18 protein-coding genes are annotated in these 20,865 nt (G+C 73.0%); 4 read left to right on the top strand and 14 right to left on the bottom strand.

The window, feature by feature from the left end:
- Positions 1-51 precede the first annotated feature (51 nt).
- The 7 genes from H7H31_RS31045 to H7H31_RS31015 form a co-directional block, all read right to left on the bottom strand.
- Positions 52-3,219, bottom strand: coding sequence for a BTAD domain-containing putative transcriptional regulator (locus H7H31_RS31045; RefSeq protein WP_232110162.1), 3,168 nt, complete (start codon positions 3,217-3,219; stop codon positions 52-54).
- A 266-nt stretch (positions 3,220-3,485) separates the two neighbouring features.
- Positions 3,486-4,889, bottom strand: a complete 1,404-nt coding sequence (locus H7H31_RS31040; protein ID WP_372456070.1) for an MDR family MFS transporter — start codon at positions 4,887-4,889, stop codon at positions 3,486-3,488.
- A gap of 129 nt (positions 4,890-5,018) precedes the next feature.
- Positions 5,019-5,846, bottom strand: coding sequence for an ABC transporter ATP-binding protein (locus H7H31_RS31035; protein ID WP_187064786.1), 828 nt, complete (start codon positions 5,844-5,846; stop codon positions 5,019-5,021).
- Positions 5,843-6,784, bottom strand: a complete 942-nt coding sequence (locus tag H7H31_RS31030; protein ID WP_187064806.1) for a FecCD family ABC transporter permease — start codon at positions 6,782-6,784, stop codon at positions 5,843-5,845. The genes H7H31_RS31035 and H7H31_RS31030 overlap by 4 nt, the downstream gene beginning before the upstream one ends.
- Before the next feature lie 89 nt (positions 6,785-6,873).
- The gene (locus H7H31_RS31025; protein ID WP_187064784.1) at positions 6,874-7,905 is read right to left on the bottom strand and encodes a FecCD family ABC transporter permease; all 1,032 of its coding nucleotides are present in this window, start codon (positions 7,903-7,905) and stop codon (positions 6,874-6,876) included.
- Positions 7,902-8,897 (bottom strand): ABC transporter substrate-binding protein, encoded by a 996-nt coding sequence (locus H7H31_RS31020; protein WP_187064782.1) that lies wholly within the window; start codon positions 8,895-8,897, stop codon positions 7,902-7,904. The genes H7H31_RS31025 and H7H31_RS31020 overlap by 4 nt, the downstream gene beginning before the upstream one ends.
- A gap of 211 nt (positions 8,898-9,108) precedes the next feature.
- Positions 9,109-9,957 (bottom strand): siderophore-interacting protein, encoded by an 849-nt coding sequence (locus H7H31_RS31015; protein WP_187064780.1) that lies wholly within the window; start codon positions 9,955-9,957, stop codon positions 9,109-9,111.
- A gap of 1,166 nt (positions 9,958-11,123) precedes the next feature.
- On the opposite strand from H7H31_RS31015, the gene H7H31_RS31010 reads away from it, so the two are divergent.
- Positions 11,124-11,558 (top strand): SAM-dependent methyltransferase, encoded by a 435-nt coding sequence (locus tag H7H31_RS31010; RefSeq protein WP_187118177.1) that lies wholly within the window; start codon positions 11,124-11,126, stop codon positions 11,556-11,558.
- Between the two features lie 153 nt (positions 11,559-11,711).
- On the opposite strand, the gene H7H31_RS31005 is transcribed toward H7H31_RS31010, so the two are convergent.
- Entirely contained in the window at positions 11,712-12,317 is a 606-nt protein-coding gene (locus H7H31_RS31005; protein ID WP_187060936.1) for a class I SAM-dependent methyltransferase, read from the bottom strand.
- 94 nt (positions 12,318-12,411) lie between these two features.
- Complete coding sequence (locus H7H31_RS31000) at positions 12,412-13,365, bottom strand: TIGR01777 family oxidoreductase (RefSeq protein WP_187060935.1); 954 nt, start codon at positions 13,363-13,365, stop codon at positions 12,412-12,414.
- A gap of 395 nt (positions 13,366-13,760) precedes the next feature.
- Here H7H31_RS31000 and H7H31_RS30995 point away from each other — a divergent pair, with 395 nt between their 5' ends.
- Positions 13,761-14,921: an iron-containing alcohol dehydrogenase gene (locus H7H31_RS30995; protein ID WP_187060934.1), complete on the top strand. Its 1,161-nt coding sequence runs from the start codon at positions 13,761-13,763 to the stop codon at positions 14,919-14,921.
- Positions 14,922-15,098: 177 nt separating this feature from the next.
- Here the strand turns inward: H7H31_RS30995 and H7H31_RS30990 are convergent, their stop codons facing one another.
- On the bottom strand, positions 15,099-15,767 hold the full coding sequence (locus H7H31_RS30990; protein WP_187060933.1) for an HAD family hydrolase: 669 nt from the start codon (positions 15,765-15,767) through the stop codon (positions 15,099-15,101).
- Between the two features lie 258 nt (positions 15,768-16,025).
- Here H7H31_RS30990 and H7H31_RS30985 point away from each other — a divergent pair, with 258 nt between their 5' ends.
- Positions 16,026-16,586: a cysteine hydrolase family protein gene (locus tag H7H31_RS30985; protein ID WP_187060932.1), complete on the top strand. Its 561-nt coding sequence runs from the start codon at positions 16,026-16,028 to the stop codon at positions 16,584-16,586.
- Positions 16,587-16,626: 40 nt separating this feature from the next.
- Here H7H31_RS30985 and H7H31_RS30980 read toward each other — a convergent pair whose 3' ends face one another.
- The 4 genes from H7H31_RS30980 to H7H31_RS30965 form a co-directional block, all read right to left on the bottom strand.
- Positions 16,627-17,310 (bottom strand): adenosylcobinamide amidohydrolase, encoded by a 684-nt coding sequence (locus H7H31_RS30980; protein WP_187060931.1) that lies wholly within the window; start codon positions 17,308-17,310, stop codon positions 16,627-16,629.
- Positions 17,311-17,451: 141 nt separating this feature from the next.
- On the bottom strand, positions 17,452-18,753 hold the full coding sequence (locus tag H7H31_RS30975; protein WP_187118176.1) for a mannosyltransferase family protein: 1,302 nt from the start codon (positions 18,751-18,753) through the stop codon (positions 17,452-17,454).
- Between the two features lie 94 nt (positions 18,754-18,847).
- Positions 18,848-19,360, bottom strand: a complete 513-nt coding sequence (locus H7H31_RS30970; RefSeq protein WP_187118175.1) for a hypothetical protein — start codon at positions 19,358-19,360, stop codon at positions 18,848-18,850.
- Positions 19,353-19,880 (bottom strand): SigE family RNA polymerase sigma factor, encoded by a 528-nt coding sequence (locus H7H31_RS30965; protein ID WP_187061166.1) that lies wholly within the window; start codon positions 19,878-19,880, stop codon positions 19,353-19,355. The genes H7H31_RS30970 and H7H31_RS30965 overlap by 8 nt, the downstream gene beginning before the upstream one ends.
- 402 nt (positions 19,881-20,282) lie before the next feature.
- On the opposite strand from H7H31_RS30965, the gene H7H31_RS30960 reads away from it, so the two are divergent.
- Positions 20,283-20,819 (top strand): phosphoribosyltransferase family protein, encoded by a 537-nt coding sequence (locus H7H31_RS30960; RefSeq protein WP_187061165.1) that lies wholly within the window; start codon positions 20,283-20,285, stop codon positions 20,817-20,819.
- Positions 20,820-20,865: the final 46 nt, after the last annotated feature.

The raw sequence follows: 20,865 nt of genomic DNA, 5'->3' as shown, positions 1-20,865 counted from the left end.
ACAGCGCTCTGACAGGCCGGGCGTCCTGCTGTCAGACAGGGTCAGCGGGCATCAGCCGGGAAGGTGGCGGGTCAGGTGGTCCAGCGCGTCCGGGCGCGGCATGTCGGCCCCCCGGCCGAAGGCCGCGGCGTACTCCTTCGGGCCCAGTCGCCGCGCCAGCTCGGTGGCCAGTTCGCGCAGCTCGGGGTCGCCCTCGTCGTAGGCGCCCCGGATGGACTGGCTCATGCCGAGCGCGGTGGCCGCGCCGGCCGGGTCGCCTTCCAGGAGCAGCAGCGCGGCCAGGTGTTGGGCGGCGGGTGCGGTGTCGCGGCAGGCGAATGCCGCCTGGACCAGGTCGGGCAGCATCGCGCGGGCCCGCTGGGCGTCCCCGACCGCCAGGTGGTTGGCCATCCTCATGGTCGCGGTCCAGACCTCGATCTCCGGGCCGAACAGCGATGTCCCCCGGGTGAGGGCCGCCATGCGCTCCAACTCCCGCCCGGACCGCAGCGGGTGACCGCTCCGACGTAGAAAGATGGCCCTGGTGGCCATGGTCTCGACGCGCCACAGCAGTCGGCCGGTGGTCTCGACCATCCGCTCGGCCACGGCGATCTCCTCTCGGGCGCCCACCAGGTCACCGCCGCGCATGTGCTCGGTGGCGAGCGCGAGCCGGTAGGTGACCTCGCTCTGGGGGGCGAGCGCGATGCCACGACGGTAGGCGGCGATGGCCTGGTCGTGTTCGCCTCGGAGCGAGTGCGCCTGGGCCACGCCCGCCAGTGCCATCGCCGTCCACAGGCCGTCACCCGTCCGCTCGAACGCGTGTGCCGCCCGCGTCCGCGCGATGGCGCTGCCGTGCCAGTCGCCGCGATCGAGGCGGATGAACGCCTCCGCCATGAAGGTGCAGCCGATGGCCCACTGGTCGGGCCCTTCGCGTACCTCGCGCATCAGGGGTTCGATCAGCTCGCCCATGCCGAGCAGGTGGCCGACCGGCAGCGTCACCAGCAGCACCATCGGGTAGCGGGCCAGGGCGCCGGTGCGCGCGCAGTCCTCGATGGCGGCGCGCACCCGCTCGGCGTCCGCTGACTGGCCTTCGGCGCCGGTCAGCAGGTGGAGGGCGGTGAGGGCGGCCCGGGCGTCCGCGGGCAACGCGTCACCCAACGCGAGCACCCGCGCCACGAGGGTTCCCGCCCGTGGCTCGTAGGACAGCGTGTTCCAGTACCAGTACAACGGGGTGAGCAGGCGTACGGCGGTGGTCGCGTCCGCGTTGTCCGTGGCCGTACGCAGCGCGCCCAGCAGGTTGTCGTACTCGGCCGCGAACATCCGCAGGGCGGCCGGCTGGCGCTCCGACCGCAACAGGGGCTCGTGTTCGTCGGCCAACGCGGCGAAGTGGCGCGTGAACCGGTCCCGTACGACCTCCCGTTCACCGGCCCGCAGCAACGCCTCGGCCGCGTAGGCGCGCACGGTCTCCAGCATCCGGTAGCCGTCCTCGTCCTGTCGCACGATGGACTTGTCGACCAGCGAGGCCAGTACGTAGACCACCTCGCGGGCCGGCAGCGTCCGCTCGTCCGCGCACACGGCCTCCACCGTGGCGGCACCGTACCGGGCGGGGAAGACCGACATGCGCCGTGCGAGCGCCCGCTCCGGCTCGGTCAGCAGGTCCCAGCTCCACTCGATCACCGCGTGCAGGGTGCGCTGACGTGGCTGGGCCGCCCTGTTGCCCGCCGACAGGAGCCGGAACCGGTCGTCCAGTCGTTCCGCCACCTGGTCGAGGCTCATCGAGCGCAGTCGGGCGGCGGCCAGTTCCAGGGCCAGCGGCAGCCCGTCCAGCCGGCGCACCACCTCGCTCACCGATTCCGCGGTGGACTCGTTGACGTCGAAATCGGGGCGTACGGCCGCCGCCCGGTCCGCGAACAGCCGCACCGCCCCCGACCGGGCGACGGTGCCCGGATCGGCGCCGTCCGGAGGCAGGTCGAGTGGTTCGAGGCGGCACAGCGTCTCGCCCATGACCTCCAGGGGTTCGCGGCTGGTGGCCAGGATGATCAGGTGCGGTCGGAGTTCCAGGAGCGCGTGGGCGAACTCCGCGACCGGCCCGACGAGGTGTTCGCAGTTGTCGAGGACGAGCACGGCCTCGCCCGCACCGAGCAACTCGTCCACCTGGTCCACCGGTTGGGCCGGGCCGCCACCGCCACCCAGCGGCCGGCCGCAGGAGGCACCGAGCGCGCCGAGCACCGCGTCGGCGACGGCGTCCGGGCCCGTCACCTGGGCCAGGGGCACGTGCCACAGCCTGCCTTGCCGGGACGTGCGGTGGAGCTCCGCCGCCTCCAGGGCCAGCCGCGTCTTGCCCACTCCCCCGGGGCCGACGACGGTGACCAGCCGGGAGGTGGCCAACAACCCGGCGAGCTGTGCCAACTCCTCGTCGCGGCCGACGAAGGTGGTCAGCCGGGCCGGCAGCCGCCCCGGGGCCGGCTCGCGTGGGTGAGCGGGTCGCGTCACGTGGCCGCGCAGGACGGCCAGGTGGGCCTCCCGCACATCGGCCGAGGGGTCGACACCTAGTTGCTCGGCGAGCGTGTCGCGTACCCGCTCGTACACGGCCAGTGCCTCGGAGCGGCGGCCGACCGCGTGCAGCGCTCGCATGCGCAGAGCGGCCAGCCGCTCCCGCAGCGGGTGTTCGGCCGCCGTCGCCTGCAGGTCGGCCAGTACCTCCGCGTGTCGCCCGAGCCGTAACTCCGCCTCGAAGCGGTCCTCAAGGGCCACGGCGCGTAACTCCTCCAGCCGCGCGCCGGCGCTCCCGACGTAGGGAGCCTCCACCACGTCGGCGAACGCGGGCCCGTGCCACAGCGCGAGCGCCTCGCCGAGCAGGGGTACCGCCTCGCGCGGGGCGCCCGCGGTGAGTAGCCGCCTGCCCCGCGCGGCCAGCTCCTCGAAGCGGTGGGCGTCCACGTCCCGCGCGGACACCACGAGGCGGTAGCCCGCCCCCTCCGACGCCAGTGTCGCGGCGCCGCCCAGGAACTTGCGGAGCCGGTACACCAGCGCGTGCAGCGCGTTCACCGCGTTGTCCGCCGGGGTGGGACCCCACAGGCCGTCGATGAGCGCGTCGGACGACACCCGCTCGCCCGCGGCCAGCGCGAGCCTGCCCAGCAACATGCGCGGCCGGGTGCCGGGGATCGGGATCGGCTTCCCGTCCTCGGTGACCGCCCGCACCGGCCCGAGCACCGCTACCCGCATTCCGTCGGCCTCTCGCACCCGCCCACCATCCGCGTCGTCGCCACCAGGCGCCCGCGCGTCGGCCCGCACCTTACACGGCCACCGCGTCGCCTCCCGGCGCGGTCGCGGCGCGGGCCCCGCGCCCTCGCGTCCCACCGCGCCGCGAGCGCCACGGTCCGACACACCCTGGCTCCCGGGTCCGGGCTTGTCCCGCGCCCTTCGGACCTTCACGCGTCGGTCGCCCCGTTCTCCGCGCACGTGGCGCACAGGACGCCGAAGTCACGGGCCCCTGGCCGGCTTTGGGGTCAGGTCCGTCCGGCGGGTGTGCGGGGAAGCCTCGTCGCTCCGAGGGCCGCGAGCAGGCAGAAGCCGAGCACCCACCAGAAGGTGTCGGCGAACGCCCAGGAGATCGCCTGGCCCCGGGCGGCCAACCGGTGGTCCAGCACCACGGCGAGCAGCGCGGTGCCCACCGAACCACCCACCGTGTTCAACAGGTTGAGCGCCCCGGCCGCGCGGGGGATGTGGGAGGGCTCGACGCGGCTGTAGACGATGTTCATCACGGGCGCGCCGATCATGGCCATTCCGATGCCTCGGACCGCGAGCGCCGAGGCGAGCACGGCGTCCGGGGGTTGGTGGCCGAGCTGGGTGAAGGGGGCCGTGCCCGCGAGGATCAGCACGATGCCGGTGACCACCAGGGTCCGTGGCGCGACCTTGTCGATGGTGCGGTTGACCAGCACCGACCCGGCCGCCGCGCCGAGCCCCTGGGGCGCGAGCAGCAGTCCCGCCTCCCAGGCCGAGAGGCCGCGCCCGGTCTGGAGGTAGAGCGGGAGCAGGAACATCGTGCCGAAGACGGACGCGCCGAGGACGAGCAGCGCGAGGGCGGCGGCGCCGAAGGGCGGCCGGGTGAACAGGCGGGGGTCGACCAGCGGCGTGCCGCGGGTCCGTAGCCCGTGTGTGACGAACCCGCCCAGCATGAGCAGACCCGCCAGGACGCCGATGGTGGCCGGGAGGGCGCGCCCGTGGGCGGTCTCGGTCAGCCCGAAGACCAGCACGGCCAGGCCGGGTGAGAGCAGCGCCGCCCCTCGCAGGTCGAACGGCGCGCGCCGGGGCCCCGGCGGGACGACGGGCACGTGGCGGCGGGCGAGCGCCATCGCCACCGCGCCGATGGGCAGGTTGACCAGGAACAGCCACGGCCAGGAGGCCGCCGCGAGGATGCCGCCGCCGACCAGCGGCCCGAGCACCGGCGACAGCAGCGGGACGACCGCGACGACGCTGATCACCCGTCCGGTGCGGCGGGGCCCGGCCACGCGGGCCAACAACGCCTGGCCGGTGGCGGGTAGCAGTCCGCCACCGAGCCCCTGGACCACCCGGAACGCGATGAGGCTGGTCGCCGACCAGGCCAGCGCGCACAGCGCCGAGCCCAGCAGGAAGACCCCCACGGCGGCCAGCCATGTCCGTCGACCGCCGAACCGGTCGGCCAGCCACCCGGACGCTGGCACGGCGGCCACCACGGCCAACAGGTAGGCGGTGGACACCCACTGGATCTCGGTGACCGAGGCGTCGAACTCGTCGGTCAGAGTGTCGATGCCGACGCTGACGATCGTGGCGTCCACGGTGGCCATGAAGGTGCCGAGCACCAGGATGAACGCGGTCCGCAGCAGCGGCGCGTCGACCCGTGCTTCCTCGTCCTTCCCGCTCACGCCGCTCACCTCACGCACCGGCGTCCCGCGGTGGCCGAGCGCGGCGCCGAGGGGGCGCCCGCCCGGCGTACGGCGCGCCACGGCGCTCGGCCCCGCCCCGCGGCCGACCGGCCCCGGGGTGCGCGTACGGTGCTCAACTCAGTCTCCTCGCTGGGTGGGAACGTCTGCTCGCAGGGCGGAGGCGTCCGCTCGCAGGGTGGGGACGACCATCGGCGTGTTCGTCACCGGGTCCGGGACGATGACGCTCGGCAGCTCGAAGACGTCCTCGATCAGCGCGGCGTCCACGATGTCGGTGGGGTCGCCCTCGGCGGCCACCCGGCCGTCCTTCATGGCGACCAGGTGGTCGGCGAACCGGCACGCCTGGTTGATGTCGTGCAGGACGGCGACGACCGTGCGGCCCTGGTCGCGCAGCGTGGCCAGCAGGCCGAGCAGTTGGTACTGGTGGGTGATGTCCAGGAAGGACGTCGGTTCGTCGAGCAGCAGGTAGGGCGTGTCCTGGGCGAGCACCATGGCCATCCACACCCGCTGCCGCTGGCCGCCCGAAAGCTCCCGCACCGGCCGGTCCCCCAGGTCGGCGACGCCCGCCGCGGCCATCGCGTCGGTGACGGCCCGCTCGTCCCGCGCCGACCACAGGGCGAGGAACGACTGGTACGGGAACCGGCCCCGGCCCACCAGTTGTCTGACCCTGATGTCCTCGGGGGCCTGCGGGTCCTGCGGCAGGAAGCCGAGTCGCTGGGCCAGGGCCTTGGCCGGGTAGTCGCCGACCTCACGGCCGTCGAGTTCCACGCGCCCGGCGTCGGGGCGCAGCAGCCGCGCGAACGCCCGCAACAGGGTGGACTTCCCACAGCCGTTGGGGCCCACGATGGCGGTGAAGGCACCGTCGGGGACGTCGAGGCTCAGCCGCGTGGACACCACGCGGTCTCCGTAGCGCAGGGTGATCTCCCGCGCGGTCAGGCGTGCGCTCACGCGCGCCTCACCTCCTTGGTCAGCAGCCAGATCAGGTAACAGCCGCCGATCGCGGTGCTCACCACGCCGACGGGCAGCGCGACGGGCGCCAGCAGCATCTGGGCGACCAGGTCGGCGCCCAGCAGCAGGACGGCCCCGGTCAGCGCGGCCGGGAGCAGCGGCACCCCGGCCGCGCCCGCGAGGCGTCGGCCGATCTGCGGAGCGGCCAGCGCGATGAAGGCGATCGGGCCGGCCACGGCGGTGACCGTGGCGGTGCAGCCGACGCCGACGAGGACCATCAGCAGGCGCAGTCGGCCAAGGCCGACGCCGGTGGTCGTCGCGACCGCGTCGCCGAGCGCCGCCTGGTGCATGGCGTGTGCCTGGGTGGCCATCAGGGCCAGCAGGAGGGCGATGGCGGTGAAGGGGATGTTCAGGTCCTCCCAGCCGACGGCGTTGAGGGAGCCCGCGCTCCAGCCCACGGCGGCGATCGCCACCTCAAGGTCGGCGCGGAGCACGATCCAGGAGTTGACCGCGGTCATCATCGCGTTCAGGGCGATGCCGATCACCACCAGGCGCAGTCCGGAGAAGCCCTGGTCGAAGGAGAGCGCGTAGATCACGGCCGCGACGACGAGCCCGCCGATCACCGAGCCGACGGCCAGTTGCGCGGAGGTGCCGGACAGCGCGGTGATGGCGACCAGGGCGCCGGTGTAGGCGCCCGCGTCGAGGCCGATCACGTCGGGGCTGCCCATGGGGTTGCGGGTGAGGTTCTGGAAGATCGCCCCGGCCACGCCGAGCGCGGCGCCGAAGACCAACCCGGCCAGCACGCGCGGCAGCCGCCACTCGGAGATCACCACGGAGCGCTCCGCCCCGCTCAACACGGCGAGCACCTCGCCGGGGGTGGACCAGGACGCGCCGTAACACAGCCCGAGCAGGCCCAGGCCCAGCATCAGCGCGGTCATCGCCGCGGTGAGCACCACGGTGCGGCGCTGGACCCGCGGCCCTCGTACGGTTCGGCCGCGCACGGTCAGTCCTCGTACGTTCAGCGTGCTCACAGCGACTCCGCTCCGTACCGTCGGACGGCCCAGATGAGCATCGGGCCGCCGAGGAAGGCGGTCACGACGGCCACCGGCACCTCGCCGGTGGGCAGCAGCACGCGCGACCCGATGTCGGCCACGAGCAGCAGGATCGGGCCCAGGACCATCGCGTGCAGGACGAGCCAGGGCACCGAGCCCGCGGCGGGCTTGCGCACCAGGTGCGGCACGATGAGCCCGACGAAGAGGATCGGGCCGGCGATCGCCGTCGCGGCCCCGCTGAGCACGGTGATCAGCAATAGCGCCAGGCCGCGCACCCGGGCCACGCTCGCGCCCAGGGCCCGCGCGACGTTCTCGCCGAGGGCCAGGGCGTTGAGCGATCGGCTCAGCAGCAGCGCGCCCAGCAGGCACAGGCCGATCGCGGTCAACGGCACGGCCAGCGGGGCCTGTTCGCGGGCGGCGAGGGAGCCGACCGACCAGAAGCGGTACGTGTCGAAGACGTCCGGGAGGGTCAGCCGCAGGCCGAGGCCGACGCCGTTGAGCACGGCGGTCAGCGCCACACCGGTGAGCACCAGGCGCAGTGGCGAGCCCCGCCCGACCGCGGCGACCAGGAGGGCGGCGACCACCGAGCCCGTGACCGCCCAGCCCAACTGGCCCGCCTGACCGGCCGCGAGGCCGAGGCCGGAGCCGAGGGTGATGGCGAAACCCGCGCCGGCGGTGACGCCGAGGATGCCGGGCTCGGCCAGCGGGTTGCGGACGGTCGTCTGGATCAGCGCGCCCGCCACCGCCAGGGCGGCGCCCACGGCGATGGCGAGCAGTGCGCGCGGGGCTCGGACGTCCCGCACGATCACGTGGTCGTCCGTGCCCTGGTAGTCGAACAGGGCGCGCACGGCCTCGGCGGGTGGGACGGAGCGGGCGCCGACACCGACGCTGACGACGGCGACGACCGCCAGCAGCACCAGCCCGCCGACGAACAGGCCGACCTGCGGCGCGGCGCGCACCCGCTTGCCCCCCACCGCCTCATCGGACGTCGGGCCGGCGACGGTCACCGGTTCAGCAACGGCGCGAGCGACGTGTCGATCGCGTCCAGCGTCCGCACGGCCTGCCCGTAGGTGGCGGCCTCGGTGTAGCGGAGGGGGAAGGTCTTTCCCGCCTTGACGGCGGGCAGGTTCTTCCACAGCTTGGAGTCCATGACGTACTTCACCGACTCGGGCACGCTTCCGTCGGCCTTGACCGAGTAGGTGATGATGTCGGCGTCGCGGAGCGAGGTCGGCAGTTCTTCGAGGGACGGGTACTCGCTGACCGCCTGCGAGCCGGGGCCCTTCTTCTTGACCTGTCCGTAGTACGAGACGCCGACGTCCTCGGCGATGTTGGTGCCCCAGGAGCCGCCGAACTCGCGCTGGAAGGTGCCCTTCGCGGCCTCGCCGTACGAGCCGACGTGGCCCGCCTTGAGCTGGGGCAGCACCGCCTTGTACTTCGCGGTGAGCGCGGCGGCCTTGTCCTCGTACGCCTTCTTGACCGCGTCGAACTTGGTGAGCGCGCCGGCGGCGTCGGCCTGCTGGTGGGACTGCTTGCGCCACATGTTGGGCACGGTCGGGCCGATCGCCAGCACCGGGGCGATGGACTCCAGCCGCTTGACGTCGATGTCGCCGAGGACGGGGGCCGGCACGCCGATGACGATCAGATCGGGCTCGGCCTCGGCGATGGCCTCGTAGTTGGTCTCCGTCGCCAACTCACCGGCCACCTTGGGCAGCTTCTTGTACGTGGCCAGGTCCCGCTGGCTCATCATCGGCTCGCCGCGCTTCCAGGACGAGATACCCACCAGCGGTGCCTCGGCCTCGATCAGGGCGGGCACGGCGTAGCCGGTGGCCACCACGCGCTTCGGCTTCTCCGGAATGGTGATCTTGCCGTTGTCGGCGGTGAACACCCGGGTCCGGCCCTTGCCGGCGTCGTCCGACGCGCCGTCCGACGATCCACACCCGGTCAGGGCCAGGGCCAGTGCCACGGCACCGACCAGGCCCGGGGTTCTGCGTAGGGACATCGTGTCGCTCCTTGTTCTCGGGGTGGATCGGGTCGGACTCGCCTTGACCACGTCGGTCAGCGGCCTTTCCGGCAGGCCGGCGGGCGGCGTCGCCGCCTGTGCCCCGACCGGTCGGCAGGTTGATTGATTGGTTGGCTGGCTGGCTGGCTGGTTGACTCGCTGGCCGGATGGCTGACCGGATGGCTGGTTGGTCGCCTGTCTGGCCGACGGGTCAGTGGTCGTCGTCGAAGTCGGCGACGCCGCGCTTCCAGTAGCCGGTGATGTCGTGGTCGGCCCGGTCCAGCCGCAGCTCGTCGCGGACCCACCGGCGCAGCGGTTTGAGCTGCCCGGCCTCGCCCGCGGCCCAGACGAACACCCGCTCGTCCTCGGGCACGGTCACCGAGGTCACGGCCCGCGCCAGGGCGTCGCCGGTGCCCGGCGGGCGCTCACCGCGGTGCAGCCAGCGCACCTCGACACCCTCCGGCGCCGAGAGGTCGATCTCCTGGCTGGCGTCGGCGACCTCGACGAACGCCCAACCCTTGGCGGCGCTGGGCAGTTCCTCCAGCCAGCGGGCGATCGCGGGCAGCGCGGTGATGTCGCCCGCCAGCAGGTAGCGGTCGTAGGTGGCGGGGACGATCAGCCCGCCGGGCGGGCCCGCGACGTGCACGACGGCGCCCGGCTGGACGGTGCCCGCCCAGTCCGCCGCGAGGCCGCCGGCGTGCGGGACGATGTCGATGTCGATCTCGGCCGCCTCGGGGTCGTAGCGGCGTACGGTGTACTCGCGCGAGGTGGGCGACGGCCGCGGCCAGCGCAGCACCGCCCCGTCCTGCTCGGGCAGCCGCAGCGAACCGTCCGGCTCCGGGAAGAGCAACTTCACGTGCTCGTCCGGCGCGTGCGCCTCGAACCCCTCGGTGCCAGCCCCGCCCAGGGTCATCCGCAGCAACCCGGAGCCCACCATGGCGGTGCGCACGACCTCGACCCGGCGGATGCGGATCGGGTAACCGACCTTCTCGGCGTGGCGACCCGCCCGGACCTCCGCGATCCGCGCCAGGTGCCGGTCCCGGTGATCCGGCGTCGTCATGCCTTCCCACCCGTCGGGAGCGCCGCCCGGGGCGGGGTGCGGTGGGTCGTTGGGTGTGTCGCCCCGGGGAGTTGGTGCGCGACATCGGCGCGCGGTCGGCCGGGCGACTGAGTCTGGTTCATCGGATGGCTCCTGCGGGAGTACGGCGCCGACCGCGCGGTCAGCGCGCCGGTGGAGGAGGGGCGGTGGGGGCGGCGAGGCCACGACGCGGAGCGCCACGCTCGCATGCCTGGCCGGGTGCCGGCCGTGGCCCGGTCAACGCCGTCAACGACCGCGCCACCACGCCCCTCCATCCACCCGATCGATCGGACGACCCAACCCACCAACCCCGTGGCTCGGACCGACACAACCCCCTCTTTGCGTAGGCAAGGCTAACCTAACTAGCTACGCGGAGTGAAAGCAAGGGCCCGTGTGCCGCCTGACCTCGGCCGACATGCCACGGGCCGGTGACTGCCCGTCACCCACATCCAGCCGTGGGGGGGATCGGCACCGGCCCGTCGGCGACAGCGCAGCGCACTGAGTGCGCGGTCGGGGGGGGCGGGCAGGGGCCAGAGGGCGCACTGGGGAGCGGGTAGGGCACTCGGGGGGGGGGGGGGGGGGGGGGGGACGGCGGAGCGTAGTAAAATGGAGCGGGGTAGTGTAGAGATGATACGGTCGATCGGTAAAAAGGTGGGGTTGGGGGGGGCGGGGGGGGCGGGGGGGTGAAGGGTGAGGGAGGTGAGGGATAATGAAGGGGGAGGGAATAGAAGGAGAAATAATAAGGGGGCGGGGGGAGGATGTAAGATGGAAAGTGAGAAAGGGAAGGGGTGGGAAATATAGAGAAAATTAATATAAATAAATATTTTAATTTTTTTGTATTATTATTGGGTATGGGGTTTTGTTTGGGTTAGTTTGGTTTTTTATTGGTGGTGGGGTTTTTGGTTGTTTTTTGTTCTTGAATTAAAGTGTTAGTTGTTTTTTTATTTTAATTATGAAATAAGAAAATTAATATAATATTAAGAGAAGAAAATATTAAGAAAAATTCATAGAATTAATTGAAGTAAAGAAAGAAAAAATTAAAGAATTAAATATGAAAATAGAAAAAGGTAAAAGGATATGATATTAAGTGCGACCATCCCGCCGAATGAACCCTGGCGGAGCAAGGCCCCACCGGCAGCGAGGGCACGGTGTCCTACCTCGTGGCCGACATCGGCGACCCCGACACCGTCCTGCGCTCCCTCGCCGTGCGCGAGACCATCGACCTCACCCGCCCCGCGGCCGTGCTCCTGGGCGCGGTCATCCCCTACATCACCAGCGTCGACGTCCCCAACATGCTGAAGAGGTACACGGGCGCGCTCGCCCCCGGCAGCATCCTCGTCCTCTCCCACGGCACGTACGACTTCGACCGTCCCAAGGTGCGACGGATGCAGGAGGTCTACGAAAGCTTCGGCATCCCCTCCCACATGCGCGGCGAGCACGAGCTCCGCGCCCTGATGGACCACGCGGGCGTCACCGTGCTGCCCCCGGGCATCGTGGCCACCAACCAGTGGCGCCCCGACGGGGCGGTCGAGGCCGACGCGAGCGAGGCGTGCATGTACGGCCTGTGGGGCCGCACCGGGTGAGCCACCCGAGGGTGACGCGCCCGCACGGCCCCCTCCCCCGCAGCGGGTCTCCTGGCTGGCCATGATCTCCGTGGGTCTGGGCCCGCGTGCCGGGGGCTGTCCGCTGCGGAGCGTCGAGACGGGCACCACCGCCTCGCGGGGCGCTCCGGCGTATCAGCCTCGGTGGACGCTCACGGCGTAGCCGCCGTCGTCGTACGGGTGGGCGTCCCACGTCGCGAAGCGGTCGACGAGGGTGAGGCCCGCCGTGGCGCAGTAGGCGTCGTACTCGGCCAGGGTGATGCTGGGCGGCACCGGCAGGTGGGCCTCGTCCAGGCCGAACCCCGCGACCAGGAATCCGCCCGGGCGCAGCATCGCGGCCAGTCGGCTGACCACCGTGGCCTCGGTGCCCGAGGCGAGCAGCGGGAAGATGTTGCCGGCGGCGACCACCAGGTCAAAGCCCGCGGCCACGCCCAGCTCGGCAAGGTCGAGACTCGCCAGGTCGGCCTGGAACCACGGCAGTTCCGGCGCCTGGCGGCGGGCCACCGCCAGCATGGACGCGTCGAGGTCGACGCCGACACAGTCGTATCCCAGCTCCGCCAGTCGGATCATGACGCGCCCGGTGCCACACCCGGCATCCAGCACCCGCGCCCCGGGAGGGACCAGCGTGGCGCAGAACCGCGCCTCCCCGTGCATGTCCTTCCCGCTCTCGGCCAGGGCCGCGAACCGGGCGGCATAGCCTTCTCCGGACGTCCCACCAGTGAGTTCTTCCCAACGGCTCATGCGAGAAAGCGTAGGCGAGGGTCACGGGGTCGCGAGCCCCGTATGGGCGGTGGCAGCCGTGCGGCCGGCGCGGGCGTGGCGGGGGCCGGAGCGCTCACCGGGAGCGTCGTCCGCCGCGTGCGCGCCGTACGAGGTCGTCGGCGGCCTGTGGCCACCGGGCGTGGTCGAAGGTGAAGCCCGCTTCGAGGAGCCGGCCCGGGACGACGCGGCGACTCTTCAACAGCAGCTCGGTGTCCGAGCGCAGCGCGAACGCGCCGAGTTCGGCCATCCACCTGGTCGCCGGCAGCCCCACCGGGACGCCCCAGGCGGTGCGCAGCGCACGCATGAACGCGCGCTGCGGCAACGGGGCGGGGGCGGCGAGGTTCACCGGACCGCTGAAGTCGTCCCGGTCGACCAGGAACTCGACCGCGCGGACGAAGTCGTGGTCGTGGATCCAGGACACGTACTGGGCGCCGCCCGCGACCGGGCCGCCGAGCCCGAGCCGCGCCAGCCACGACAGGACGTCGAAGACGCCACCGCGGTCGGGGCTCATCACCATGGTGGCGCGCAGGGCGACCTTGCGGGTGTGCGGGGTGTCGGCCTCCTCCTGGGCCTGCTCCCAGTTCCGGGCGATGTCGACGCTGTACGCCCAGTAACCCGGGACGCGGGGTTCCGTGCCCCCGAGCGCGCCGGTGGCCTCGTCGTTGGGTGCGTCGAAGCGGTGGGCGTAGATGGTGGCGGTGCTCATCTGCAACCACACCCGAGGGGGCCGGGAGGCGGACGCGATGGCCTCACCCACCACGCGCGCGGAGTCCACCCGTGAGTCCATCATGGCCCGCAGGTTCGCCGCGGTGTAGCGGCAACTCACGCTGCGTCCGGCCAGGTTGACCACGACGTCACTGCCGTCGATCGCCTCGGCCCACGGCCCGAGCGTCCTGCCGTCCCACCGGACCTGCCGCTCGCGCACCGGCCGTCTGGTGAGCACCACGACCTCGTGTCCGGCGGCGGTCAGCGCCCGATCCAGGATCGTGCCTACCTGTCCGGTTCCCCCAGGTATCACTATCTTCATGAGATTCCTCCTCGGCGTGCCACTGAGCTTAGGCGGCCCCTCGCCGTGCCGAGCGCGGGGGTCCTCGTGCCGTGGCCCGCGGTGATCCCCCTGCTGAGAGCGGTCTTCCTCGTCCACCCCGGCCGCGCGCGTTCGCCGTCACCCGCGAGCCCACCCCGCGACCGAACACCCCCGAAGCCCCTCCCGCGAACTCCCCGCGGCCCGCGACCGCATGAGCCCCACGCGGGTGAGGTCGGGCGTCGGTCGGGGGGCCGCGTACGGGAGATCGCCGCCGTCCCCGTGACCCTCCACGTCGCGCCCGTCGCCCGCACTGTTGAACTCGCGGGGTGCGGGCGGCAGAGTCGAACAGCCACGGAGCGCTGAGCTCTCCCGCCTCATCCGTCGAGAGGTTCTTCATGATCGCAAGCCTGTCCCTGCCGCGGGTCCTGCGCGTCGGCCGCGGTGCCGCCGGTGAGTTGGGCGACGTCATCACCGGACTCGGACTGAGTCGCCCGCTCGTCGTGACGGACGGGTTCCTGACCGGGACGGGCGCGGCCGAGCGGCTGGCGGCACCGCTGCGAGCCGCTGGCCTGCACCCGTGCGTCTTCTCCGGCACGGTGCCCGATCCGACGACCGACTCCCTGGCCCCGGGGTTGAAGGCGCTGCACGAGCACGAGGCGGACGTGGTGGTCGGGTTCGGCGGTGGCAGCCCGATGGACACCGCCAAGGCGCTGGCCCTGCTCGGCGTCCAGGGTGGTTCGATGCGCGACTACAAGGCCCCGCGCGTCAACCACGGCCCCGCCCTGCCCGTGATCGCCGTGCCCACCACGGCCGGCAGCGGGTCGGAGGCGACCCAGTTCACCATCATCACCGACAGCGCCAACGACGAGAAGATGCTCTGCATGGGCCCGGCGTTCCTGCCGCTGGCCGCCATCGTCGACGTGGAGCTGACCATGTCGATGCCGCCCCGGCTGACCGCGGACACCGGCATCGACGCGCTCACCCACGCGGTCGAGGCGTACGTGAGCCGCAAGGCCAACCCCTTCTCGGACGGCCTCGCGCTCACCGCCATCACGACCATCGGCCGCCATCTGCGGCGCGTCTACGCGGACGGCACCGACGCCGAGGCCCGCGAGGCCATGATGCTCGCCGCCACCCAGGCCGGCATCGCCTTCTCCAACTCCAGCGTGGCGCTCGTCCACGGCATGAGCCGCCCGATCGGCGCGCACTTCCACGTCGCCCACGGCCTGTCGAACGCCATGCTCTTCCCCGCGGTGACCGCCTTCTCGGTGCCCTCGGCGCCGGGCCGGTACGCCGACTGCGCCCGCGCGCTCGGCGTCGCGAGCGACGCCGACGGCGACGTGCGGGCCGCCGACAAGCTCGTCGACGCCCTGCGTACGCTCTGCCACGACCTGGACGTGCCCACCCCCCAGGGCTACGGCATCGACCGGGAGACCTGGACCGGCCTGACCCCGCTCATGGCCGAGCAGGCCCTCGCCTCCGGTTCCCCAGGCAACAACCCCGCCGTGCCCACCGCCGAGGAGATCCAGGGCCTGTACGCCGAGATCTACGCCTGACGCCCCGCCACGCCGGTGACAACGTGCGTGGGGTGTGCGCACCGCGCGCGCGGCCCCGCCGGGGTGACATCCGGCGGCGCCGCGTCTGGCCGACTCCCGCTCCCCTGGCCGGTCGCGACGCCGTTCCCGGAGGTGGCCGGCCGGGTTCCTGTCCGTCGCCGACCGCTTCGTACGGGCTCAGGCGGGCGGCGGGGCAGCCGCCGCCAGCAGTTGGGGCAGTTCGCGCATGTCGTCGAAGACGACGGTGGCCGGCCCCTCCAACCGCGCGGCCGGCGTCAGGCCGCCGCAGTAGCCGAAGGCCCGCATGCCGGCGGCGCGAGCGGCCTGGACGCCGTACGCGCTGTCCTCGACCACCACGCAATGTCGGGGGTTGACGCCCATGGTGTGGGCGGCGTGCAGGAAGAGGTCGGGGGCGGGCTTGCCCCGGGGGACGTCGGCGGCGCTGAAGACGCGTTCCTCGAAGTGGCCGGCCAGGTCGGCGAGTTCCAGGCTCCGCCTGATGCCGGCGTGGTCACCGTTGGACGCCACGCAGGTGGCGTGGGTGAGCCGGTGCAGTGCCTCGGCGATGCCGTCGACGGCGGTCAGTTCGGCCTCGAAGGCGGCCTGGTACAGGTGCTCGTACCGCTGCTGCCAGTCCTTTTCCAGGCGTCGTCCGAGGCGTTCCTCCACGGCGGCGGTGTAGACCTCGGTGGACGAGCCCACGAAGCGCTCGATGATCTCGGCCTCGGTGAACGCGCACCCCAGATCAGCCATGATCACCGCGTCTACCTTGACGCATATGCGCTCGCTGTCCACCAACACGCCGTCACAGTCGAAGATCACCAGTTCCACGGGTTCGCGCACCATTGCCAGCAGCGTAGGGGCGAGGCCCCGTTGCCGACACCGGGGGTCGTGGGGCCGCGGACCCGGTTGGCTAGGCTCACCGCCAGGTTGTGTCGGGCAGCGTCGGTCACCCCGCGTCGCACGGACTGCCGGCCAGGTGCCCGCCGGTCGCGGCCTGCCCGACGGGGGCGGCGCTCGCCGGGCACCAGGGGTCGCGCGCGATTCGGGGGTGTCGGGGGCCGCCCGTCGCGACGCCGAACCGACTTCGTTCCTGGAGACGACATGAGCAGCGCCCTTCTCGTGATGGACGTCCAACAGGCCATCGTGAACATCGCCGACGACGGCTCCGGGTACCTGCCACGGGTGCGCAGGGCGATCGACGCGGCGCGGGCGGCGGAGATACCCGTGATCTACGTGGTCATCGCGTTCCGCCCGGGCTTCCCCGAAGTCGGCACGCGCAACAGGGCGTTGACCGCCATCGCCGAGGCCGGCCTCTACGTCGAAGGCGCCCCGGGCACCGAGATCCATCCGGCGGTCGCGCCCCGGCCGGGCGAGGTGGTCATCACCAAGAGGCGGGCGAGCGCGTTATCGGGCAGCGATCTCGATGTCGTACTCAGAGCCCGCGGCATCGACCGGCTCGTGCTCACCGGCATCGCCACCAGCGCCGTGGTGCTGTCCACCCTGTGCCAGGCCAACGACCTGGACTTCGGCCTCACGGTCCTGTCCGACGGCTGCCTCGACCTCGATCCGGAGTTGCACCGGGCGCTGGTCGAGCGGCTGTTCCCGCAGTGGGCGGACGTCGTCACCGTCGACGAGTGGACCACGTCGATCGCGGCGCGGTGATCCCCGACGCCCGAGCCGGGTGCCGGTCCCGGGGGTGTGCTCAGGTCGCGGGTCGGGCGGCGGAGCGGACGGCGTGGTGGACCGCGCGCGCCAGACGCGCGCCCCACAGGGAGCGCGGGCCGGCGAAGGCGTGGCACTCCATGTCGGGGCGTGGGGAGCGCGCGGCGACGCACACGGCGTCGGTGGGGGTGCCGGAGCAGTCGTAGCCGGCGTCGATGAGCGCCTGCACCTTGGCCTCGGTCGCGGTCGCCACCGCGTTGACCAGGGCCGCGTCGGTCAGCGCCGCCGGCACGGCCACCACGATGTTGATCGTGCCGGGGCGCGCGGGCGTGGGTGTGCCAGGTGCCGGCGATGCCGCCCACCCGCGCACGCCCAGGCCCGTGGTGGCGATCGCCGCCACGCCGCCGTCGTGGGCGCGGCCGTACGCCCGGACGTCGGCGGCCGTCATGAGCCCGACCCCGGGGCCGTCGGCGCCGGCGGCGCGGGCCAGGTCGGCGAGGTGCCGCTCGGGGTCGGTGCGGCGGTAGCCGTGGGAGACCTGGGCGTTGAGGACCCAGGCCCGTTCCCCGATGCCGCCGCCGAGCACGGAACTGCTGATCATCCGCCAGCCCGGGCCGGCCCGCCACAGCAGGCTGGTCAGCCGCTCGCCGTCCTCGTCACGGGCGAGTCGCCGCACCCGCAGCAGCTCGGGGGCGGTACGGGACGGTGGAATGACGGCGGTCACCTTGAGGGTCGCTCCTTGCCAGGCCGGGACCGAGTGATCGTACGCCGCCGCGGCCCGGCCCCCGTCCCGGGCGCTCCGGTGCGCGGGTGTCGACCGCCGGCTTAGGCGGCCCGGGGTGTTCAGCCCGGTGGCCCGGGCTGTTCAGCCGGCCCATCGGCCGGTGAGGAAGGTGAGGGCGACGATGGTCGTCACGGGGGCGACGAGGCAGACGTACGCGGTCTTGAACCGGGGCACGCGTATGCTCCACGCCGCCAGGGCCACCCACAGCGGCCACCACAGGAGGGTGGCGCGCGGGATGGACATGTACCAGTAGGACGTACCGAGGGCCCACAGGTTGAGCGCCACGTACGTGGCCTCGGCCCAGTGCCGGCGCAGCACCAGCAACCCGAGGAGGAGCACCCCGACCACCATGGCGACCAGCTCGGCCTGGAACATCAGGCTGTAGCCGGTGGTGGAGTGGGCGGGGGTGAAGGCGGCCTGCCAGGTGTGGGCCCAGGCGTCCCAGGGGGTGTGGAAGTCGCGGCGCCAGCCGCGTTCCTGGGCGTGCTGCCATGCCATCCAGTCGCCGGTCCGCGCGTGCAGGTACCAGGTGTAGAGGGCGACGGGCAGCACGGGCAGCGCCAGCCACGGCAGTGAGCGCCAGCTCGCGCGGGCGCGGGCCGTCAGGAAGAACTGCACGACGATGGCGGCGGCGAGGAAGAGTCCCGTGATCCGCACGGTGGTGGCCAGGGCGGTCAGGACGGCGGCCAGGGCCCAGCGGTTCCGTTGGGCGGCGAGCCACGCGGGCAGCGCGAAGGCGAGGAAGAGGGCTTCGCTGTAGCCGACGGCCAGGAAGATCGCGCAGGGCGAGAGCAGCAGGAACAAGGCCGTACGACGTCCCGCGTCCGCGTGCGACAGGTGTGTCCGGGCTATGCGGGCCAGCGCCACGACGGCGACGGCGCCGGCGCCGAAGGAGATCAGCAACCCGGACGCGCCCCAACTCGGCACCACCGAGTGCACGGCGCGCAGCAGGAGCGGCAGGCCGGGGAAGAACGCCTCCCGGTTGTCTCCGGCACCCGCCTCGCCGGCCGGCTCCGCGGGGAAGTAGCCGTCGCGGGCCACCTTGAGGAAGAAACCCCAGTCCCACCGCTGGAACGGGGCGAGTACGGGGCCGGCGTCATGGGAGCGGGCGTCGGACGGGAACGCCCACCGGGCGCAGTAGGCGGTGGTCCACACGCCTATTCGCGTCAGCAGGTACAGCCACAACACCTCGCGGTCGGCGGCGCCCAGCCGCTGCCACCAGACCATCGGCCAGCGGTGCGGGCCGCTCGCGCGCCCCGAGGCGGGTCGGGAGGCGGACTGTTCGGCGGGCTCGGAAGGCGGGTCCGTGGCGGGCGTGACAGACGTGTCGGAGGGCTCGGGCGCGGGTTCGGCGTCGGGCGACCGGGTCGGCGAAGGCGGCATGCGGGGCTCTCTGGGGTGGGGAGGGCGTGCGGGCGACTCCCGGTGGCGCGCGGCCACGGAAGCGGGGGCTGGGTTACGGGGCGGGCGGGGTGGCTCAGTGCGCCGTGTCGCCCGCATCGTGCGTCGGCGGGTGGCTTGGCGGAAGGGTCGCGGAGGCGGCGGTGCGTCCGGTTCCGTCGGGTGGGGGCGGGCCGTCGGAGCTGTCCGCCGTGCTCTCGCCCGACGGTGCCCCCGGGGGTGGCGCGGTGGTGCGCGCGCCGCCTCGCGTGTGGGGGTTCGCCGAGCCGCCCGGGGGGTGTGTCGCCTCACGGGTCGCCGGCGGGTGGGTCGGCGGTGACGTGGTCGTGGGTGACGGCGTCGTGGCGGGTGAGGGTGGTCGGGTGGCCGGCGCGGCCGGCGCGGACTCGCCCGGCAGCCACGCCGCCGTGGCGGCGGTCCCGCAGCCGAGGACCAGGCATGCGCCGACCGCCAGGGCGGCGACGCGCAGCCGGTGCGCGCGCCGGCCTCGCGCGCGCACCTGGGCGACCGGCGCCGTGCGCGCTCGGGCCTGCCCGGCGGCGGCTGCCTGCTGGAAGAGGGTCCGCAACGAGTCGTCTGGCTCAGGCACCGGGGGCCTCCTTGATACGCGGGTCCTGTAGGTGGTGCGCGAGAGCGGCCCGACCGCGGGCCAGGTGGGTCTTTACGGTGCTGGCGGACACGCCCGTCTCCCGGGCGACCTGCTCGACGGTGAGGTCGCACAGGTAGTGCAGCGTCATGCTCCGCCGCTGCTGGGCCGGCAGCTCGCGCAGGGCGTCGACCAGCACGATCTGCTCGGGGCTCGGCCCCTCGGCGTGGGGCGGTGGCGCGCTACGGTGCCGCCAGGCAGCGGCCGAACGCCGCCGGACGCGCCAGCGGCTCACCGCCAGCCGCCAGGCGACGGTACGTATCCACGCCTCGGGCTGCCCCGCGCAGTCGAGCTGCCGCCGCCGGCCCCACCCCTTGACGAATGCTTCCTGCACCACGTCCTCCGCCTCGTGCAGATCGCCCAGCATCACGTACAACTGCCCCGTGAGACGCGCGACCGTCTGGGCGTAGAACTCCTCGAACTCCTCGACGGTCAACAGCCACTCCCGGGTCTCTCGCTTCACCGGGCATACGCCCGCCGTGGGGCGTCTGGTTGACACCAAGTACGAACGAACAACGTGACGGTCGTCACTGCGCCGGAACGGACGACCCGCTCGCGGCGCCGGGCGCGGGCGCGCCGCGCGGCACGTGCCCGGTGCACATGGTCCCCCACCCGCCGGCCGTACCCGCCGCCAGGGTGACCGGGGCTTGCTCAGCGGCGCCGGATGCCACCGCGTGTGCGGTCGGGTGTCACCACGGGGCAGCGGGCGGTCCGTACGTCCGGGAGCCGGCGCGAACGCGCGGCTCAGGGGCCACACGCCACGGACAGTCCGGCCGGGCCGGGCGGCGGGCGGCACCGCCTCTCGGCGTCCGCGACGCGGGAAATTGGCTTGCTCGTCGGCTCGGGCGCGAGCAGACTCCCGGGCATGTCCCTCACTGCGCGTGATCTCACCCTTACGTCCTTGCGGTGGATCGACGGCCACGCGGATGTCTGGCCCATCTTCCGCGACGCGCGGACGCTGGCGGCCGTCGTGACCGAGCTGGCCGACCCCTTCCGGGGCGAGCGGCTCACGGCGGTGTGCGGGGTCGAGTCCCGCGGGTTCCTGCTGGGTGGGGCCGTGGCCGTGGAACTCGGGGTCGGCTTCGTCGCCATCCGGAAGGACGGTGGTCTCTTCCCCGGGGACAAGGTCGTCCGCGAGAGCGAGCCCGACTATCGGGGATTGCGCCACCGGCTGCGGCTCCAACGGTCCTCGCTGGGCGCGGCCGACCGCGTCCTGCTGGTGGACGACTGGCTGGAGACCGGCAGCCAGGCACGCGCCGTCCGGGAGTTGGTCGAGGAGTGCGGCGCCACCTGGGTGGGGTGCGGCGTCATCGTCGACGAACTCGCCGACGCGGCGCGCCCCCGGCTCGGCACCGTGCACAGCCTGCTGCCCGCGCGCGACATCCCACCCTGCCCCGCCTGACGCCGACGAACTGGCCAGGACGTGCCGGTGGCGCCGCCCGCCGGCC

The organism is Streptomyces buecherae (genome assembly GCF_014295035.1).
GTDB lineage: Bacteria > Actinomycetota > Actinomycetes > Streptomycetales > Streptomycetaceae > Streptomyces > Streptomyces youssoufiensis.
The sequence above is the reverse complement of the archived record's forward strand: the minus strand, read 5'-3'. Positions and strand labels throughout refer to the sequence as shown.

What these genes read in the sequence shown, in the direction of transcription:
- H7H31_RS31015 (WP_187064780.1), bottom strand. Translation starts at nt 9,957, where the DNA reads ATGACGACGCCGGATCACCGGGACCGGCACCTGGCGCGGATCGCGGAG.
- H7H31_RS30995 (WP_187060934.1), top strand. Translation starts at nt 13,761, where the DNA reads ATGATCGCAAGCCTGTCCCTGCCGCGGGTCCTGCGCGTCGGCCGCGGT.
- H7H31_RS31005 (WP_187060936.1), bottom strand. Translation starts at nt 12,317, where the DNA reads ATGAGCCGTTGGGAAGAACTCACTGGTGGGACGTCCGGAGAAGGCTAT.
- H7H31_RS30990 (WP_187060933.1), bottom strand. Translation starts at nt 15,767, where the DNA reads ATGGTGCGCGAACCCGTGGAACTGGTGATCTTCGACTGTGACGGCGTG.
- H7H31_RS31000 (WP_187060935.1), bottom strand. Translation starts at nt 13,365, where the DNA reads ATGAAGATAGTGATACCTGGGGGAACCGGACAGGTAGGCACGATCCTG.
- H7H31_RS31020 (WP_187064782.1), bottom strand. Translation starts at nt 8,897, where the DNA reads ATGTCCCTACGCAGAACCCCGGGCCTGGTCGGTGCCGTGGCACTGGCC.
- H7H31_RS30985 (WP_187060932.1), top strand. Translation starts at nt 16,026, where the DNA reads ATGAGCAGCGCCCTTCTCGTGATGGACGTCCAACAGGCCATCGTGAAC.
- H7H31_RS30975 (WP_187118176.1), bottom strand. Translation starts at nt 18,753, where the DNA reads ATGCCGCCTTCGCCGACCCGGTCGCCCGACGCCGAACCCGCGCCCGAG.
- H7H31_RS30960 (WP_187061165.1), top strand. Translation starts at nt 20,283, where the DNA reads ATGTCCCTCACTGCGCGTGATCTCACCCTTACGTCCTTGCGGTGGATC.
- H7H31_RS31030 (WP_187064806.1), bottom strand. Translation starts at nt 6,784, where the DNA reads ATGACCGCGCTGATGCTGGGCCTGGGCCTGCTCGGGCTGTGTTACGGC.